At 51.6% G+C, this 17,448-nt stretch carries 14 protein-coding genes, 2 tRNA genes and 1 pseudogene; 4 read left to right on the top strand and 13 right to left on the bottom strand.

Annotated features, from left to right (window positions below; genetic code table 11):
• Positions 1–240 precede the first annotated feature (240 nt).
• From rfbA to AC2FI8_RS03235, 10 genes and pseudogenes are all read right to left on the bottom strand, one after another.
• Positions 241–1,149 (bottom strand): glucose-1-phosphate thymidylyltransferase RfbA, encoded by a 909-nt coding sequence (gene rfbA / locus AC2FI8_RS03280; RefSeq protein ID WP_496777122.1) that lies wholly within the window; start codon positions 1,147–1,149, stop codon positions 241–243.
• Positions 1,146–2,009, bottom strand: a complete 864-nt coding sequence (gene rfbD / locus AC2FI8_RS03275) for a dTDP-4-dehydrorhamnose reductase (RefSeq protein WP_496777119.1) — start codon at positions 2,007–2,009, stop codon at positions 1,146–1,148. The genes rfbA and rfbD overlap by 4 nt, the downstream gene beginning before the upstream one ends.
• A complete protein-coding gene (gene rfbB / locus AC2FI8_RS03270) occupies positions 2,006–3,055 on the bottom strand; it encodes a dTDP-glucose 4,6-dehydratase (protein WP_496777117.1) in 1,050 nt (349 codons plus the stop codon). The genes rfbD and rfbB overlap by 4 nt, the downstream gene beginning before the upstream one ends.
• A gap of 2 nt (positions 3,056–3,057) precedes the next feature.
• Positions 3,058–3,624: a dTDP-4-dehydrorhamnose 3,5-epimerase gene (gene rfbC / locus AC2FI8_RS03265; protein WP_496777115.1), complete on the bottom strand. Its 567-nt coding sequence runs from the start codon at positions 3,622–3,624 to the stop codon at positions 3,058–3,060.
• 246 nt (positions 3,625–3,870) lie between these two features.
• Positions 3,871–4,618 (bottom strand): annotated as a pseudogene (locus AC2FI8_RS03260) (IS5 family transposase).
• 134 nt (positions 4,619–4,752) lie between these two features.
• Positions 4,753–5,304, bottom strand: coding sequence for a class I SAM-dependent methyltransferase (locus tag AC2FI8_RS03255; protein ID WP_496777112.1), 552 nt, complete (start codon positions 5,302–5,304; stop codon positions 4,753–4,755).
• An 804-nt stretch (positions 5,305–6,108) separates the two neighbouring features.
• Positions 6,109–6,184 (bottom strand) — tRNA-Arg (locus AC2FI8_RS03250).
• A gap of 1,250 nt (positions 6,185–7,434) precedes the next feature.
• The gene (locus AC2FI8_RS03245; RefSeq protein ID WP_496777110.1) at positions 7,435–8,244 is read right to left on the bottom strand and encodes a TylF/MycF/NovP-related O-methyltransferase; all 810 of its coding nucleotides are present in this window, start codon (positions 8,242–8,244) and stop codon (positions 7,435–7,437) included.
• Between the two features lie 96 nt (positions 8,245–8,340).
• Complete coding sequence (locus AC2FI8_RS03240; protein WP_496777107.1) at positions 8,341–10,068, bottom strand: FkbM family methyltransferase; 1,728 nt, start codon at positions 10,066–10,068, stop codon at positions 8,341–8,343.
• A gap of 239 nt (positions 10,069–10,307) precedes the next feature.
• Positions 10,308–10,706: a hypothetical protein gene (locus AC2FI8_RS03235; RefSeq protein ID WP_496777103.1), complete on the bottom strand. Its 399-nt coding sequence runs from the start codon at positions 10,704–10,706 to the stop codon at positions 10,308–10,310.
• 517 nt (positions 10,707–11,223) lie between these two features.
• Between AC2FI8_RS03235 and AC2FI8_RS03230 the strand changes: the two genes are divergently transcribed.
• Both AC2FI8_RS03230 and AC2FI8_RS03225 read left to right on the top strand, forming a co-directional pair.
• On the top strand, positions 11,224–11,406 hold the full coding sequence (locus AC2FI8_RS03230; protein WP_496777100.1) for a helix-turn-helix transcriptional regulator: 183 nt from the start codon (positions 11,224–11,226) through the stop codon (positions 11,404–11,406).
• 108 nt (positions 11,407–11,514) lie between these two features.
• On the top strand, positions 11,515–12,828 hold the full coding sequence (locus AC2FI8_RS03225) for a DUF5906 domain-containing protein (protein WP_496777098.1): 1,314 nt from the start codon (positions 11,515–11,517) through the stop codon (positions 12,826–12,828).
• A 50-nt stretch (positions 12,829–12,878) separates the two neighbouring features.
• Here AC2FI8_RS03225 and AC2FI8_RS03220 read toward each other — a convergent pair whose 3' ends face one another.
• Together AC2FI8_RS03220 and AC2FI8_RS03215 are read right to left on the bottom strand one after the other, a co-directional pair.
• A complete protein-coding gene (locus AC2FI8_RS03220) occupies positions 12,879–13,865 on the bottom strand; it encodes a site-specific integrase (protein WP_496777096.1) in 987 nt (328 codons plus the stop codon).
• A gap of 146 nt (positions 13,866–14,011) precedes the next feature.
• Positions 14,012–14,088: transfer RNA gene (locus AC2FI8_RS03215), tRNA-Arg, on the bottom strand.
• A gap of 114 nt (positions 14,089–14,202) precedes the next feature.
• Here AC2FI8_RS03215 and AC2FI8_RS03210 point away from each other — a divergent pair.
• Both AC2FI8_RS03210 and AC2FI8_RS03205 read left to right on the top strand, forming a co-directional pair.
• The gene (locus tag AC2FI8_RS03210) at positions 14,203–15,228 is read left to right on the top strand and encodes a LacI family DNA-binding transcriptional regulator (protein ID WP_108860587.1); all 1,026 of its coding nucleotides are present in this window, start codon (positions 14,203–14,205) and stop codon (positions 15,226–15,228) included.
• Positions 15,229–15,232: 4 nt separating this feature from the next.
• Positions 15,233–16,447 carry a winged helix-turn-helix domain-containing protein gene (locus tag AC2FI8_RS03205; RefSeq protein WP_496777092.1) on the top strand — a complete coding sequence of 405 codons (1,215 nt, stop codon included), beginning with the start codon at positions 15,233–15,235 and terminating at the stop codon, positions 16,445–16,447.
• A 9-nt stretch (positions 16,448–16,456) separates the two neighbouring features.
• Here AC2FI8_RS03205 and AC2FI8_RS03200 read toward each other — a convergent pair whose 3' ends face one another.
• Positions 16,457–17,146 (bottom strand): fumarylacetoacetate hydrolase family protein, encoded by a 690-nt coding sequence (locus AC2FI8_RS03200; protein WP_496777089.1) that lies wholly within the window; start codon positions 17,144–17,146, stop codon positions 16,457–16,459.
• Positions 17,147–17,448: the final 302 nt, after the last annotated feature.

Here is a 17,448-nt window from a genome sequence, read left to right as displayed (position 1 = left end):
TCCAAGGCCTCAAATTCAAACCGCGTGTCGTGGGGTGCTTCATTTGGACGGTTGACCGGGAACAAACATCGCGTCGGTTTACCTGAAATGTCTGGCTGTGCTACGGAAGTTGCCATGTGGTAATCAGCGTTTCGTTCTCCCCTCGCTGTCATGTCCATTCTTTTTCAAAATGGACTATCGCCCTCCGACTAGGGCTGACTGACAAAGATCGGCAGCAGTCTAACATCGCATCCAACACGCTCACTTGGCCCCATCAATGTCATCGGAGCGCGTAGTAGCTGCCGCGATATCAATGAGATATTGCCCATAATTGTTTTTCTTTAATGTCGTGGCAAGTTCTTCAAGTCTTGAGGTGCTTATCCAACGGTTTCGAAAAGCGATTTCCTCCGGGCTACCCACCTGTTGACCCTGCCGTTCAGACAGCGTTCTGACAAAGTTCCCGGCATCAAGTAGACTGGCGTGAGTGCCTGTGTCCAACCACGCATAACCCCGGCCCATTTGCTGGACGTCAAGAGCGCCCTCGTCCAGATAGCTTTGCAAAAGATCGACAATCTCTAGTTCGCCACGGGGAGACGGTTTCACTTGGCGTGCACGTTCGGGTGCCGTCCCGTCCATAAAATAGAGCCCTGTCACGGCATAGTTGGACGGAGGCGAGAGAGGCTTTTCTACTATTTCAGTCACACGACCATTGGCATCGTATCCAACCACACCATATCGCTGTGGGTCTGATACCCTGTAACCAAAAACCGTCCCGCCCTGATCACGCGTGTCGGCTTCCGCAAGTGCCTCGGGCAGGCCGTGTCCGAAGAACAAGTTGTCGCCAAGCACCAGTGCTGAAGGCGCTCCGTCCAGGAACTCTTCCGCCAAAAGATAGGCTTGCGCCAATCCATCTGGACTAGGCTGTTCAATGTAAGTGAAGGAAACACCCCAGTTGCTTCCGTCGCCCAATACGCGCATAAATTGCTCTTGATCACGCGGCGTCGTGATAATCGCGATTTCACGGATGCCAGCCAGCATCAAAACGCTGATTGGATAATAGATCATCGGCTTGTCATAAATTGGCAATAGCTGCTTTGAAACGCCGATGGTTATCGGGTAAAGTCGCGTTCCTGACCCACCAGCCAGGATAATGCCTTTGCGATTTTTCATGATTTATAAGCCTCTAGTTCGACAAGTGTATCTTCTAGCCCTTTTTTCCAATTCGGTCTTTGGACTTCAAAAATGTTCTCAAAACTGCTGTTGTTCAACCGCGAATTCAAAGGGCGCTTAGCTGGAGTTGGAAATGCGCTGCTCGGTATCTCGGTGACTTGACACTGTGTGCCACTCAATCGAAAAATCTCGCGCGCGAAATCGGCCCAACTTACATCCGGCCCACCAGATAAATGGTAGGTGCCCGATTTCTCCGGATAACGAATAAGTTGATCAATACTGCTCAGGCAAGATTTCGCGATGTCTCTGGCGGCAGTTGGCCCACCTACCTGGTCTGCGACAATTGAGATTTCGTCGCGCTCGGCGCCAAGGCGCAACATTGTTTTCACGAAGTTTTGGCCATGCGCCGAAAAAATCCAGGACGTTCGCAAAATCAAGTGTACTCCCTCGGCTGCCCGAACGAGTTCCTCGCCTTCTAGTTTCGTGCGCCCGTAGGCCCCCAAAGGGCCTGTAGGACTGTCTGGCAGAAAGGGTGTATCGCCGCTCCCATCAAAAACATAGTCGGTCGAGATGTGAACAAATGGCAATCCACGTTCCGCCGCAGCCTCAGCAATTGCTCCAGGCGTAACGGCATTCACGATGCGGGCTGACGCCTCTTGTTCTTCCGCTCCGTCGACTGCCGTGAAAGCGACTGCGTTGATCACAGCATCAGCATCGGTAGTCCTGACGCATTCTGCACTGACATTGGGGTCGGAAAAGTCGGCAGTATCCCTGCCAACAACTTCCAATTCAATGTCACCCGCGCACCGTTGAAGTTCCTGACTGACCTGCCCAGTTTGTCCAAAAACCAGGACTTTCATACTTTGGTCCCAAGGCGTTTACCGACGCCTTCACGCTGTTGCAACGGTCGCCACCACGTCTCATTGTCCAGATACCACCGCACCGTTTTGTGCAGCCCTTCTTCAAGAGTGACTGTAGGCTCCCAACCCAGTTCGTCCCGGATTCGCGTAGCATCAATCGCATAGCGGGCGTCGTGACCTGGCCTGTCTGCAACAAACGTTATTTGCTCCGCATAGTTGCCGGTGCTCTTTGGGTGAAGTTCATCGAGAATTGCGCAAAGGGTATTTACAAGGTCAAGATTGGTCGCCTCGTTATTGCCCCCGATATTGTAAGAACGCCCAACCTGCCCGTTTTTCATAACTTCAATCAAAGCGTCGGCGTGATCTTCAACATAAAGCCAGTCTCGGATATTCGACCCGTCTCCGTAAATCGGAAGAGGTTTGCCTGCCAGCGCATTCAGAATAGTCACTGGAATTAGTTTTTCAGGAAAGTGGTAGGGACCATAGTTGTTTGAACAATTGCTAAGAACAACCGGCAATCCGTAAGTCGCGTTCCAAGCGCGAACCAAGTGGTCGCTTGCGGCCTTAGAGGCGGAATAGGGCGATCTCGGGTCATACGGTGTTTCTTCAGTGAATTTTACCGACTTATCCATCGGAAGCGATCCAAACACTTCATCAGTGGAAATGTGATGGAATCTGAAACCGTCTGGACGACCAATTCGTTCCCAATAGCTGCGCGCAGCCTCAAGAATATTGTAGGTTCCCTTTATGTTGGTATCAACAAAGTCTTCTGGTCCGTCAATCGATCTGTCCACGTGACTTTCTGCAGCAAGGTGCATTATCGCGTCCGGCTTGTGCTTCTCAACAGCTTCGTCAACCGCAGTTCGCTGACGCAAATCCACTTTTTCAAAACAATAGTTCGGGTGACCTTCAATGCTAGCCAGGTTCTCCAGGCATGCTGCGTAAGTCAGCGCGTCCAAGTTTACCACATCGTACCCTCGGCTCACGGCCAAGCGAACAACAGCCGAACCGATAAATCCGGCCCCACCAGTTACAAGAATTTTCATTTCTACGATCCTTCAAAAACGAACGGACTATTGAAGTCTTTCAACAATGGAGCTGAGGCATCTTTTTCCGACAGAACTGGTTCCAGACTCCCGATGCCCCAGTCGACATTGATGTCCGGATCATCAAAACGCACAGATCCATCACACTCAGGCGAATAGTAATTCGAGCATTTGTACACAATTTCGGTATTCGGTTCACGGGTGACAAAACCGTGTAAGAATCCTGTTGGAATGTACAACTGCTTACCATTCTCAAAACTGAGTTCTTCACCCATCCATTTTCCGTAAGTCGGACTGCCAACGCGTATGTCCACAACTACGTCAAACAGCCGACCTCGGCCGCAACGTACCAGTTTGGCTTGTGCAAACGGAGGGGCTTGAAAGTGAAGCCCACGTATCGTCCCCGGCGACGCGGAAAGAGAATGGTTATCCTGTACAAATTGCATGTCTACACCATGCGATTTCATACTTTTGTAGTTCCAACTCTCGCTGAAAAAGCCGCGACCATCTTTGAACCGCTCAGGTGCAATGATCAATACACCAGGCAAAGCAGTTCTTTCGACCTTCATTCAACGCTCCATCTTATATGTAACTGACACTAGTGTACTGCTAGGAAACCGATTTGACACAGAATTCAAAATGCAACTCAACTATTCGCTTCCAAATCTGCAGGTCACCGTGAATATCGCCGGAACGTTTAATTGACTTGATACTGCGGCACAAGGGCTTTGCATCTGGGGCAACATGAACACGCTGCTCACAGCGAATTCTGCAAGTTAAGTGTTTCATTCACCGCACCAAGAAATCTAACTTGTTTAAGTCTGGCTCACTGGGCTCAGGTCTCCTGGCCAATAGATAACGGTTGCCGCGCGGGCGTTGACGGAGAGGAGCTCCTTTGGACACCCATTGTAACGGTTTGCCACGGGGCACCTGTTTTTGAGCCTTCCAAACATGATTTCAATCTGGTCGCGCCTTTTGCACTTGCGCATGTCGTATTTGACGGCTGTCTTGCACGGTTTTTGACCATGGATACACGCGCGCCTCCCTTTGTCTTTCAACACTTCCCTGAACCAATCAGCATCATAGCCACGGTTCCCTAGCAACCATGCGATTTTTGGCAGACTGCCCAGCAAGGCCCGTGCGCCGATGTGCTCACTGGCTTGACTAGCGGTGACGAACAAGTCGAGAATTCGATCCTGGCTATCGCAGATGGCGAGCAACTTAGTGCTCACATCGCCTTTCTTGCAGCCGATCAGTCGTTCACGCCTTCTTTATTGCGCCCATGTTGGCCGTTGATCGGTGAGTCGTCAGAAAGGTTGCATCAATCATATCGGTTTTTTCCTCGCCACGTTCGGCGTTCGCGCTGGCCATATGCTGAGCAAATACACCCTTTTCGATCCACCGCCTCCAACGCTTATAGCATCTTTTGCGGGCCTTGCTCAGAAGACACATTGAGCCATCGTAAGCCATTGCAGATGATTAAGACATCCCACTCAACATATGCCGATCATCGACACGTCGCATGCGGAGGCGTTTGGGAAAACAGAGCCCCAGAAGCGCCATCTGTGTATCCGTCAGTCAAATAAGATCAGACATATTCACGGTTCGCTTGAGAACCGTGAATACGCCATCCCGCAGAAGCTATTGAGTTCTCTCCCCAACAACAACGGCTTTGAAAACCGCCTACTGTTTGACACCTATTTCTTAGACAACCCTGTTCCCTCAGGGTAAGAACTGGAAGATTGAAGTTTTTCGACAGTAGTTCGCCAATCAAATGGAGGACTATCTTTTCCCAAAACATTTCTGTTCTTTTGAACCAGTAAATTTGAATGGCAATATATACTTGAGAGTTGCTGGCCTACTAAATACGGTTCTGCTTCATCAGAAAACCAAGCCACAAGAGGATTAGAGAAACCTGCATCCAATACATCGAAACCAAGATCTTGATTAAAGAGATACTTTAACCCTTCATAGTGAAATTGGAAGAAGTTCCAGGGCATTTCATGTTCTGAAAATGAAAAATGTGTCTCTATTGCTGCGTATCCACCGACTTTTAGGACCTTGGATATTTCTTCGGCTACGATCCACGGCATAGCCAAATGCTCAAATACAGCAAATGATATTACAATGTCGAAGGAAGCTTCTTCAAAGTAATCCGAAAGGCGATGGGCATCCCCGACAACGTCCACATTTTTCCCATCAATATAGTCAAAACCAACGTAGTGACAATTTGGCGCAGCTTTTTCCATAACGTGTCACTCGCAACCGCTCTGGAACCGACCTCTAAAACGCGTACTCGCTCTGAGTTCGCTGCCTGACCCAGCCAATCCCAGAACTTTCCGTGCCCGACTATTTTTGCCTCTCTTTCAGTACCTCTAAAAGTGGGTATTGGCTTCAAAAAATCTTTCTCGGCTTTCCTTTCGCTGGCTTGCAAATCTTTCATGTCATTAGAAAGATGATCCAATGAACTCTTAATTTCCTTCATCTGAACGGATTGATCCTTGATTAGCGATTTCCACTTTCTCAGTGAAGCCAGCGGGTTTCTCATTGTAGGGGATTCCTTACGAGCAGTATCGAGTCGCCACGATATTTGTTTTTGGTTAGCTATCTAGTAGTTTTTCACTACAGAAAACGCAGGCCGGAGTACACCCGAATAGGAGTTTCCTGCCGCTGGCGGTTACGCGCCAACCCCGCAAAGTGCCATGGGTTTCGTCGAAACCTCGCGTCAATCCGTTGTTTCAACAACCCGAAAATTGCCGTGGAAAATTCGTTGAGCAACGCACCTACCTACTTCTAAGAACTGCCTGTGCTTAGGTCTCGTTTTCCCTCTTCTGGCTAGGCGCTTGGATTCATCCGCTGAAACCTCCAATATCTCACACACCGCCTTGAGAGGACCCTTGTCGATATGGTAGATGCCGCCTACTCTTGGTTTGCGTTAAAAGTCATCTTTGGCAATGGTTTTAAAGAAATCGACGGTTAATAGAAATATTTGCGTCCTTTGGGACAAACGTCGGGACACAGTCAGCAGACGCTCAACAAAGTACTTGATTTTTTGGCGACCCCGGCAGGATTCGAACCTGCAACCTGCCCCTTAGGAGGGGGCTGCTCTATCCAGTTGAGCCACGGACCGCTGCCACTTACGCGATGTCATGCACTGCCTCCATACGCTCGTTCTACCACGCAGAAGTGCCCATGTTGTCAGTGGGTTGAGTGTCGCATGCAGTGTCATGAAGTGCAACACGCGACATGTTCAGCAGTGCAAGTGACATGCAAGGCAAACACACGATGTGATCGGCCAAACAAGGTCAGAAGTGCAGCGCACTGCAGCGGAAGTGCAGCGGAAGAAACAGATCACCTGTGACCGATCCCCTCTGGACTTCAGCAACACTCCCCCGCCCGAAACCAAAACACCGTTCCGTGTCCGGCGGCCCTGCAGGGGTGATGTCAGGCATCCCCCAGTATGGCCCTTGGCTGATCCAACTTATCCAACCAATCCAACATTTCTCTTTAATTTAGCTTACGGTGACCATCCAAATGGGAACACCAGAATCGTCCGATTAATCAAACAATGCAATGAGGTTACCGAAGTCGGATAGGTTGGACGGGCTGACAATCTTGATGTGCAAAATAGTTCGGCGCATATGTCGCCTCGTAGTCCGTGATACAGGCGGCGTCTTTTGAATCAGGCATTTATGGTCCTATTGGTTTTGGATCTGCGCGCTTGGGAGACTACTTCAAGCGCTCACGGATGGCTGACTTAAGGTACTTCCAAGGGTAACGCTTGGCACGACGCAACTCCTTTTCCAGCCTCTGAACTTCTTTGGTCAAGTCGACTTCGTGGTTTTCAACAGTTGGCTCGCATTCCTCGACTTGGTCCATTGGTTCAATAGCATTAGCTCCTTTGGACGCCTGATTTGCCCGCTATACTGTTGTAGCGTCCGGGAAATCCTCCAAGAAGGGATTGGCCCGAATACCTCAGCTTTACCCGTACCATGCAAAGGGTTCCGATGCTAAATCGATGAGTTCGTTTATTGCATCCTGAGGGTTCTCAATCTCAGAAACCGGACGTAAGACGACTGGATTTCGCTTTCGCCATGAAAGAGTCGCCAAGCTACGGAACGCGAGCGTCTCGTGAATGTCGGGTGCCCAGCCTCTCTCTTTCTAAGTCTCGCGAAGTGCATTCTTCGGTTGGCCCCCATAAAAAGGGGTCTGACAAGAAATAAAACATCCGCAAAATAAGGGGATTGGAAATCACATAGAAATATGTGTCCAACTGGTGTCCACTTATCGCTCTTTACCGCATCGAAATTTCTGGAATCCTTGTCTTTAGTTCCGGGCGATGGGCATAGGCCCCTGATTTCAATTCAACGATCACCGTCTTAAGTTATTCCGTTCAACTTTCTACGATGATTTAACTCGGCCTCGGTTGCCAGATCATCAAGCCCGTCGTCACTTTCTTTAACAATGTACGCAAGGCTGTTGTTGATTACGCGAATGGGCTCAGGCCGTTTCCTGGTTGCGAGAAAGTCATGCACTGCCTGACGGCATCCTGGCCAATCATAGTAATCATCGAAAATGATTGCGCCGCCTGATGATACACTATCGAAAAGGCGTTCCAGAACAACCAAGGTGGAATCATACCAATCTCCATCCATGCGAAGCACGCCAATGGGATGCTCAATTAATTTGGAATGTACAGTTTCGTTGAACCAGCCTTTGTGAACTTTGGTGCGGTCAGAATAACCAAATCTATCAATATTTCCAATAATTTCAGAGTGAGATGCATAATTCCGCCGCTCAGTGAATAGGTTCAAATCGGACAATTGCGCGGCTTTTCTTCCGTCCCGATCGGTTGGTTCAGGCAAGCCTTCGAAAGAGTCGAAAAGATGGAACTCTTTGCATGCTGGCAAATGCCGCAGCATGCCAAACATCATACCACCTTTCCACACACCGGTCTCAACAACAGAATGTGCCTTCATATCGACGGTCAAGGATGAAACCAAAGAAAGAGTTGCAACAAATTTTGCCTCGCCCGTCATCGTATAGGGACTAAAATCCTTATAGCTTTGCGCGAAAGCTAGGGATTTTGAGGCCAGCGATTCCTCACCGGTCTCCTTGGTCGACTCTTCTTTCGAGATTGCCGATCCATAGATTCGTTCTTGTAGTCGAGCAGCGAGCCTGGAGATCATGGCCTAGTCCTAAGGGTGAACACCATCGTTGTACGCTCCTTGCCAATGGGATGGAAGACACTCCAAAACCAGAGTTGAAATGCCTTAAGTTTAGATTTAGCGAAGCTTGGCTTTCAGGACTCGGTATCGCGCATCCCTCTTTGCAGCAGATGCGAGGAACTTTTGTCGCCGCTTTTCCGAAAACACACCTTTGCGCAAAGAAAGATAATACAAGACCGACGACGAGACTCCTGAATCAATCCAGGAAGGGCGAAACTTGAACAGTTGTTTTCGGTTGGAAAAGTGTCGATTTCTTAAAAAAAATGTACCCCTGCGTAAAAAACAACTTTCAACCTCGAATCCGAATTTTGACAAAGTATTGATTACGTCGGAAACGGTATTCTCTCCGCTGCGTTCAGGACCAGCATCAACAGCAACATACTCTGAACGACACAGAGTCTGTGCAGCGCCACCCAACACTTCTGGCTCCATCCCCTCTGCCTCTATTTTAAGCAGTCGGATAGATGTTGAATTGTCAGAAGCAAGCAGCGCCGAATCCAAAGCTCTTTTCTTAACGGTAATTACCTCATCGACGGTGCTCGGCTTGAAGAGGCTTGAATCGGCATCTTTTGTGCTCAGAAAGAATTCAGCGCTCCCGTTGCTTGAGCTGAGCGCTATAGGTAATGCACTTGCATCTCCAACATTCTCCTTGAGTGCCTTAAATGCATTGGGATCTGGCTCAAACCCCAAGTAAGTAGCACCTTTCGATTGAGCCCAAAGGCCCAATTCACCATTGTTGGCCCCAACGTCAATCACTGTATCCTGAGAGCGCACTAAGTCTGAGGGAATACCATAATCCTGTAGGAGCCAGCTTTTTCGATGCTCTACACCTTTTACGTAGAGATCAAGCCTCTTTGGGTCGGAAACAAAAACAGCTTTCTGCGTTTGCGTATCGCTTGCGAAATACAACTTACGCGCATCATCGAAGCCAAAGGTAAGGCCGTCTATTTTTGGCTCAGGAAGGTTGGGCTGGGCCGCTACTCTCTGTTCAGCGCTCGCACTTTGGTTCTTCGCCTGTGCGTCTTTGTAATACTGTGGGAATAGTCTACGAAATTTCTCTTGTCTTTCAGAAAGGGTTGCGATTCCTTTTAAGTAACTTTTGGGTCGTTCGTATTCTGGCCTTGGCCAAATGTGAAACTCGGTCCTTTGAATGTCTCTGGGCAACACTCTTACACAATCACCTGTGAAACACTTTAACGCGACCGGTAGACTCAGTTGATCCCGACGAGAATATCTTAATACATGGGAAAACCATGTTTCCATTGCCGCGATGCAATCAGTTTCGTTGTGGCGACGCGCAAGCAAGCCACCCCAAACCGGCTTCTCAGTTAGAGTGTCGGGATGTTGATTGAAATAGGACTCCAGTTGATCCGCCAGCAATAATTCATCTTCAAACCCGGCCTTCAAAACAGCGTCGAACTCGTCCCGGACCGTGCTTCTACGTGAGTGATGAAAAGCGGCAAATTGCACGCCCTGGTTCGGCATCATGTGGTTCCAGAGGCTAGTCGGCCTGGCTGTTAGTTGCACGCTCGCATCGATGTAAATTGAGTTCGAGTATTCACTTAGCCAACGGAAAGGTAGTATCTTCTGCTCTCGACTACTTCGGTTTAGATCATCTGTAAAAAGCGGGGATACCGTCCTGAGGGTCCAACCTTTGGGTTCCAGTTCAGGCGTATCAGTAAAGCAGATGTAGTCAACGTTCTTCTCGGGCACGGTGTCGGGTAATTCGTAACCTTTACCCATGGCCACAGTATAGATAACCAATTTTTTTAGCGTGTTGGACATCGATTGGACCCTTGCAATCTAGAATTTGTAGATGCTTCGATAGGGAAGGTCTACTGCTCTGCAACCCAGTAACTAAGATAACCCACAAAAACAACTAGCCACCAAGACGGCAGGCATCACTTCTCCTGACCTGAGGGATTGGTTGTAGTGGTCCTTTAAGCGTCACGGAGCGCAACCAAGTCACCACATCCATGAATTCCGAGTACTTAATGTGATGCGCTGCCACATAAACTTCACTTTTAATCACTGAACAGCGTAACCAACTGAACCTCAGGAAGTTCGAGTTGCCTGTGCTCACGTTCAGCTTCGCGCCATTGCTGGTCAAGCCATTCAGCGAGTCGGATTGCAGCGCTATACCGGCCCGTTGATTGTAGCCAAGCCGCAGCATCGCGCAGTGACAGAACAACACGATTGTTGGAGATGCGTTTAGCCGGCGGTCCTTTCCCCCTATATCGCGACATTCTTAGAGTGTTTGGTTTGATTCCGGCAACTCGGCAAAACTCATGAGCGTAGATGGTGCCATCGTATCGGATCATCTGGGTTAGCGTCGGGACAGAAGCGATTGAAGCACCGGAGTGGCTCAGTGAATCCGCCGCGTAGCCGGTCGTTTCATCGCTGACACTATCTGTTCTTGGCATCTCGCCCTCCGGCCTACGAAGGCTCTGGCTGGATCCTCACAACTAGATTTTATGATACCATCTGAAGGCTGAATTGCCATGCTGGGCTAGCCTTGATCCGACACATCCAACCTTCCAACTTTAATTTTTTGCTAACGACCTGGGCTAGGCTCTTTGAAGGCTCACACAGCACACGCAGCATCCTAATCAAGTCGGCGATGTTGGATATGATGGATCGATATGAGGGGCCATTTGCATGCAACTGCAGAGCACTGAGCGCAGTGTAAGCTATTGTTCCACAATACTTTTTCACTTGACTTAAGTTGAGTCATCATGCATCATCATGATATCTCGATCTATCGAGTTGCCCTGACCGCGCGGGCTGAGCGCGAGACGCCTCCCGGGCCATGCCTGAAGGCAATAACCGCAGGAAACTGCGAGACCAGCATGTGACAACAGAGATCACAGCGGATTCACTGAACAATCTGAAACTAAGGCTTGGTGCTTTTGCATCTGCGCCCTCAGAAAGGATTTCGCTATGAACGCGAAGACTTACTCAATTGATGAATTCTGCAATGCCTTCGGTCTTAGCAGATCATCGTTTTATCGACTGCGGAAGGCCGGAACTGGTCCGCGTGTTGCCCGGATTGGCGGCCGAGTGGTAGTTCCCGCTGCAGCCGCTGACAAATGGTTGGCTCAGTTCACAGAAGCTGCGGCCTAAAGAAAACCCGCCAACTCGAATTGAGCAGCGGGCCAGATGTTAGCTATCTGAATAATAGTAAAAAATCTTCGCTGATCAACTTGGGGCTGGCTGCAAATGGAGGCTACCATGACCAAACGGTTACCAACCGCCGAAGAGGTGTTGAGATACATGAACGACAGGTATGCTGTTGTTACGGTCGGAAACAAAGTTCGGATTGCCGAGATAGTCAACGACCCGGATCTCAGAATCTCTCGGGTTCGTTTCTACGATCCCACCAGCTTCAAACTGAAGTACTCGAACAAGCTGGTCCAACTGATCTCGATGGGTCCAGATGATCCAACCCATTTGCCTTGGGGTGAATTTTGGTTGAACAGCATCGATCGGGCACAATTCGAAGGGGTTGTTTTTGATCCGGCCAACCAACGGAACGACCAGCTCAACCTATGGCGAGGCTTCGCAGAAAAGCCCATAAAGGGGGATCTCGAGCCGTTTCTGAGTTTTGTGAGAACTATTATCTGCGATGGTGATGAATCTGCGTTCAAATTTGTCGTGAGCTACTTTGCGCACATGGTGCAGCGACCCTGGGAATTGCCCGAGAGCGCGATAGTTCTGCTCGGCGGTCAAGGCGTCGGAAAGAGCTTCTTTGTTCGCCAAATGGGATCCTTGTTTCCCGATCACTTTGCTCACCTAACACAGGTCAGTCACCTAGTTGGGAGTTTCAATAGCCATTTGGCGCAGGCGGTTTTGATCTTTGCCGATGAAGGCTCCTTTGCGTCCAAACGAGCTTCCGCCGTCATCAAGGGAAGGATCACTGAACCGACTTATATGATGGAGCAGAAGGGTATAGACGCCTTGTCGATGCGAAACTACGCAAGGGTGATTATTGCCAGCAACGATCCACACGTGATCCATGCACAGGGCGACGAACGCAGGTTCGGTGTTTTGGAAGTGTCCAGCAAAAGACAGGGCGATACCCAGTACTTTGGTAATCTGTGGAGGTTCATGCAAGACGGTGGAAGAGCCGCTCTGATGTATTTCCTCAAGACCTTGGACATATCCGAGTTCGATCCAAGGACGCCGCCCAAAACTAATGCACTGGCCGAGCAGAAGATTCTGTCCATGACCGATATCGAAAGATGGTTCTTCGAGGTTTTGTATAGAGGCGATCTTCCGAAAGACTCCGGCTTTTGGCCGATGCAGGTTTCTTGTCGGTCCGTCACGCGGGACTACGAAAATTTCTGCATGGATGTTGGCCAACGTCGGCGCAGTGCGGAAACCCAGGTAGGGAAATACCTACACAAACTCTTGCCTGGGTTGAGAATTGTCAGACCTGGAGGAGGCGAGCGTCAATATGTGCTGCCTGCTTTGGCCGAATGTCGAGCGGCGTTTGACCGTGCGATGAGATCTCAAACTGATTGGCCTGTCTATGATGAAGACTGAATGAAGAAGTTGGAGGGGTGGCGTTGATCCGCTGCCCCAACAACTTGAACTTATGACAGATCTTGCAACTTCGCCACAATATCAGCAGCCTGCAAGTGCACGTAGCGTTGCAACATCTGCAGTGTTCGGTGGCCGCTGATTTGCTGTACTTCGATCAGCGACAATCCACGTTCTACAAGTCTGCTTACAGCTTCATGGCGCAAATCGTGGAAGCGTAGATCATCGCTACCAGCGCGTCGGCGCAAACGTTCGAAGCCTTGCCGCACACAATCACCGCTGAGTGGGATGCATCGGTGATCGGTACGTGGAAGTGATGACACCACATCAACTGCGCTAGGCGACAAAGGTACCGTGCGCGCGTGACCGTTCTTCGTCTTTGGCAAAAGTACCGTGCATCGTTGCAGATCAACGTACCGCCACTCCATCGCGAGCAACTCGCCTCGACGCATGGCAGTTTCTACTGCCAGCAAAAGAAGCGGGCGTAATAGCTTGTTGCGGTCCCGGTCGCATGCCTGCATCAAGCGTTGCCACTCGCCTGCCTGCAACCGTCGTTCCCTTCGATCATCCACGCGCGGTCGCTTGACCTGCTGGACAACGTTGACGGCACCTGCATCAAGGGCGTGGCCGACTGCACCCTGTAACAGCGTCAGCTCTCGAACGACTGTGCTTGCAGAAACCTTCTGCAAACGCTCGTCGCGCCACTTGGATACGTCCGCCACTGTTAGGGTGTCCAACCGAAGACGCGTGAAGCGTTGATGATGCTTCAACATCGCGTCGATGCAACGTTGCTCTCGGTCTCCGCTGCGATGTGTAGGCGCTACCGTATCTCTGTACTTTGTGAGGGCAAAGCTGAGCGTGCACTTGTCCGACATGCAGCCTTTGCGTTGTATCATCATACCGCGCTCGACTCGCAACTCCGTTTCGCGCGCCCACTTTGCCGCGTCTACTCTCTTGGTGAAGGACTTGCTGCTGCTTCGTCCTTGATACCTTACCGTTGCCTGCCACTTGCCGCTCGGTCGCTTGTTGATCGTCGCCATCTCGCATCACTCCTTCGTGCGTAGAAGGGCGATCTGCGTGCAGCGCTACGGCTGTGAGTGCAGCGGAGGCGCAGCGCTTGTAGTTGCACGCAGTGTTCAACAACACATGCTAAGCACGCAAACTACTGACAAGGCGGTAAGATCGGTGGCGACCCCGGCAGGGTTCGAACCTGCAACCTGCCCCTTAGGAGGGGGCTGCTCTATCCAGTTGAGCCACGGGGCCGCGCAAGGCTCTCTGTAGCCGGGTTTTTCGGCCTTGTCATGGCCTTTGCGCGACGGTTGTAAAACTTGCGCTGTTCACGCTACCATCGGGCAAAACAACATTGCAGGTGCCTCAGTGACAACAGAAACCAAACGCCCGCTTACCCTTCGTGATGTCTCGGAAGCGTCCGGAGTGTCGGAAATGACGGTCAGTCGGGTTCTACGGAACAGGGGTGATGTTTCGGACGCCACGCGCACCCGCGTCTTAGCCGCCGCGAAAGAACTGGGTTATGTGCCCAACAAAATTGCGGGCGCATTGGCATCCAGCCGGGTAAATCTGGTGGCGGTGATCATTCCCTCGCTGTCGAACATGGTCTTCCCCGAGGTTCTGACCGGCATTAACCAGGTGCTGGAAGACACCGAGCTGCAACCGGTTGTGGGCGTCACCGACTATATGCCGGAAAAAGAAGAAAAAGTGCTGTACGAGATGCTCTCGTGGCGGCCGTCCGGAGTAATCATTGCTGGCCTCGAACACACCGAGGCCGCGCGCGCCATGTTGGATTCAGCTGGTATTCCGGTGGTCGAGATCATGGATACCGACGGCAAACCGGTCGACGCGATGGTTGGGATTTCCCATCGCCGTGCCGGGCGCGAAATGGCGCAGGCGATCCTGAAGGCGGGCTATGAGCATATCGGGTTCATGGGGACCAAAATGCCGCTGGATCACCGGGCGCGCAAACGATTCGAAGGCTTCACCGAAGTTCTGGGCAAACACGGGGTTGAGATCGAGGATCGCGAATTCTACTCTGGCGGATCGGCTCTGGCCAAAGGGCGTGAGATGACTCAGACCATGCTGGAACGGTCCCCCGATCTGGATTTCCTCTATTACTCCAACGACATGATCGGTGCAGGTGGGCTGCTGTACCTGCTGGATCAGGGTATTGATGTGCCGGGACAGATCGGCCTGGCCGGGTTCAATAACGTCGAGCTTTTGCAGGGTCTGCCGCGCAAGCTGGCCACAATGGACGCCTGCAGGTTGGAGATCGGACGCACAGCCGCAGAGATCATCGCGGCGCAATTGGCTGATCCCAATGCCGAGGTCGACACGCGTGTGACCCTGACCCCCAAGATCAGCTTTGGCGACACCCTAAAGCGGCGCTGAACGCGTGGCGCTGCAACGGCTGGACAACCGAACAGCTCGCGCGCTGTTCATGGATCGTCATGCATTGGCCGAGCCGCCATCGGGCGGCGCAAAAGGCGCGGAATTGCTGGACCTGATCCATCGTCTTGGCTTTGTGCAATTGGACAGTATCAACACGGTTGCGCGCGCCCATGACATGATCCTGTTTTCGCGGCGCCCATCCTATCGCGCAGGCAATCTCAAACGCTTGTACGAAAGCGACAGGGCGCTGTTTGAACACTGGACCCATGACGCCGCTGTCATTCCGATGGCGTTTTATCCGCACTGGCATTTGCGGTTTCAGCGCGATGCAGATCTGCTGAAGTCCCGATGGAAAAACTGGCGCCGCGACGGGTTCGAGCAGCGATTTGAAACCGTTCTGCAACATATCCGGGATCACGGGCCAGTATCCTCGTCCGATGTTGGCAAAGACGAGAAAAAGGGGTCCGGCGGCTGGTGGGACTGGCATCCGTCAAAAACGGCGCTGGAGTTTCTTTGGCGCTCGGGCGCACTGACGGTCATAGGGCGGCAAGGATTTCAAAAGCGCTATGATCTGACAGAACGGGTGATCGAAACGCATCTTTGCCCGGGCAATATGCCCTGTGATGCCGAGGAGACAGTGGATTGGCTGTGCAACGCGGCGCTTGACCGGTTGGGGTTTGCAACCTCAGGCGAATTGGCTGCGTTTTGGGACACTGTCACGACAAGCGAGGCAAAATCCTGGTGTGAACAGGGTCTAATTCAGGGAAAATTGGAAGAGATCGAGGTGACCTGCGCGGACGGCAAGCTGCGCAAAGTGATCGCCCGACCAACTATTTCCGAGGATGCAAAGGCTGCACCCCGTCCCCCAGGCCGCATTCGGGTCCTTAGCCCATTTGATCCCATGCTGCGCGACCGTAACCGTGCCGAACGGTTGTTCGGCTTTCACTATCGCATCGAGGTTTTTGTACCTGCCCCAAAGCGCACTTACGGTTACTATGTGTTCCCGTTGCTTGAGGGCGACCGATTGATCGGGCGGATTGACATGAAAGCCAACCGGGATTGCGGGGCGCTGCAAATCAGCGCCTTATGGCCGGAACGATCCGTGCGCTGGTCCGATGCCAGAACCAAAAGGTTGCAGTCAGAGCTCGACCGAGTCCGACGATTTGCCGGGCTGGACAACGTGGAATTCGCCCGTGATTGGTTCAAAGACCCTAAATAGGGTCATTTTTCAGATCAAACTCAGGCTGATAGGCTGTAATCCGTCAATCCCGCCTTCCAGGACATCGCCCGCCAACACCGGGCCAACCCCAGCCGGTGTACCAGTCAGGATCAGATCACCGGCTCGCAGGTGGTAGTATCCGGACAAATGGCAGATGACCTCATCTATCTTCCAGATCAGCTCTTCCAGCGTCGCGTCCTGCCGCGTTTCCCCGTTCACGTTCAGATAAATGCGTTTATTGTCGTCCGGCGACCAATCTGCCGCGCGGGTCAACGGGGCCAGCACGGTGCCGTTTTCCAGATCCTTGCCCAGATCCCACGGGCGCTGTTTATTCCGTTCGCGGATTTGCAGGTCACGGCGCGTCATGTCCAGCGCACAACCGTAGCCATAAACCGCATCCAACGCCTCGGCACGCGTTGCACGGAAAACGGGTTTGCCGATCGCAACCGCCAGCTCCATCTCATGGTGAAAATTCTCTGTTCCCGGCGGATAAGGCACGGTTGCACCTGACAGAACCGCGTTCGGGGCAGATTTTGTAAAGTAGAAAGGCGCCTCACGATCGACCTCATTTCCCATTTCGGCCGCATGGGCCGCATAATTGCGGCCGACACAGAATATGCGACCCACGGGATACGTCGACAATTCACCCTCAACCGGGATCGAAATCGGGTCGGGTAAGGAAAACAGGTTGTCCGGCATCAAAGCCCCCTAACTGCAACTGGCAGCTTGTTTCTAAGTTGGCACGGCCAGTTGAACAAGCCATGCAGGACGACGGGCATCACCATCATGCGAACTGGCCTCGTCGCTGGCTGTTCACAATTCAAAGTTTCGCCTTGGAAAGCTTTGGGCACGCGCTACCTTTGGTTGTATCATGGATCACGCCAACATCGTTTAGACACTCATTCCCTGGCGAGAACCGAAATCCACCCGTCGCTGATCAGGCGATTTGCCTGCAGGCGGGTGCAACTGAATCAGAGAGCGACGGCCAAAAACCTGTACCC

The sequence above is a fragment of the Ruegeria sp. CDSB029 genome (assembly GCF_059611125.1).
The sequence above is the reverse complement of the archived record's forward strand: the minus strand, read 5'-3'. Positions and strand labels throughout refer to the sequence as shown.

What these genes read in the sequence shown, in the direction of transcription:
- rfbA (WP_496777122.1), bottom strand. Translation starts at nt 1,149, where the DNA reads ATGAAAAATCGCAAAGGCATTATCCTGGCTGGTGGGTCAGGAACGCGA.
- rfbB (WP_496777117.1), bottom strand. Translation starts at nt 3,055, where the DNA reads ATGAAAATTCTTGTAACTGGTGGGGCCGGATTTATCGGTTCGGCTGTT.
- AC2FI8_RS03255 (WP_496777112.1), bottom strand. Translation starts at nt 5,304, where the DNA reads ATGGAAAAAGCTGCGCCAAATTGTCACTACGTTGGTTTTGACTATATT.
- AC2FI8_RS03245 (WP_496777110.1), bottom strand. Translation starts at nt 8,244, where the DNA reads ATGATCTCCAGGCTCGCTGCTCGACTACAAGAACGAATCTATGGATCG.
- AC2FI8_RS03220 (WP_496777096.1), bottom strand. Translation starts at nt 13,865, where the DNA reads ATGGCGACGATCAACAAGCGACCGAGCGGCAAGTGGCAGGCAACGGTA.
- AC2FI8_RS03200 (WP_496777089.1), bottom strand. Translation starts at nt 17,146, where the DNA reads ATGCCGGACAACCTGTTTTCCTTACCCGACCCGATTTCGATCCCGGTT.
- AC2FI8_RS03230 (WP_496777100.1), top strand. Translation starts at nt 11,224, where the DNA reads ATGAACGCGAAGACTTACTCAATTGATGAATTCTGCAATGCCTTCGGT.
- AC2FI8_RS03225 (WP_496777098.1), top strand. Translation starts at nt 11,515, where the DNA reads ATGACCAAACGGTTACCAACCGCCGAAGAGGTGTTGAGATACATGAAC.
- AC2FI8_RS03240 (WP_496777107.1), bottom strand. Translation starts at nt 10,068, where the DNA reads ATGTCCAACACGCTAAAAAAATTGGTTATCTATACTGTGGCCATGGGT.
- rfbC (WP_496777115.1), bottom strand. Translation starts at nt 3,624, where the DNA reads ATGAAGGTCGAAAGAACTGCTTTGCCTGGTGTATTGATCATTGCACCT.
- rfbD (WP_496777119.1), bottom strand. Translation starts at nt 2,009, where the DNA reads ATGAAAGTCCTGGTTTTTGGACAAACTGGGCAGGTCAGTCAGGAACTT.
- AC2FI8_RS03235 (WP_496777103.1), bottom strand. Translation starts at nt 10,706, where the DNA reads ATGCCAAGAACAGATAGTGTCAGCGATGAAACGACCGGCTACGCGGCG.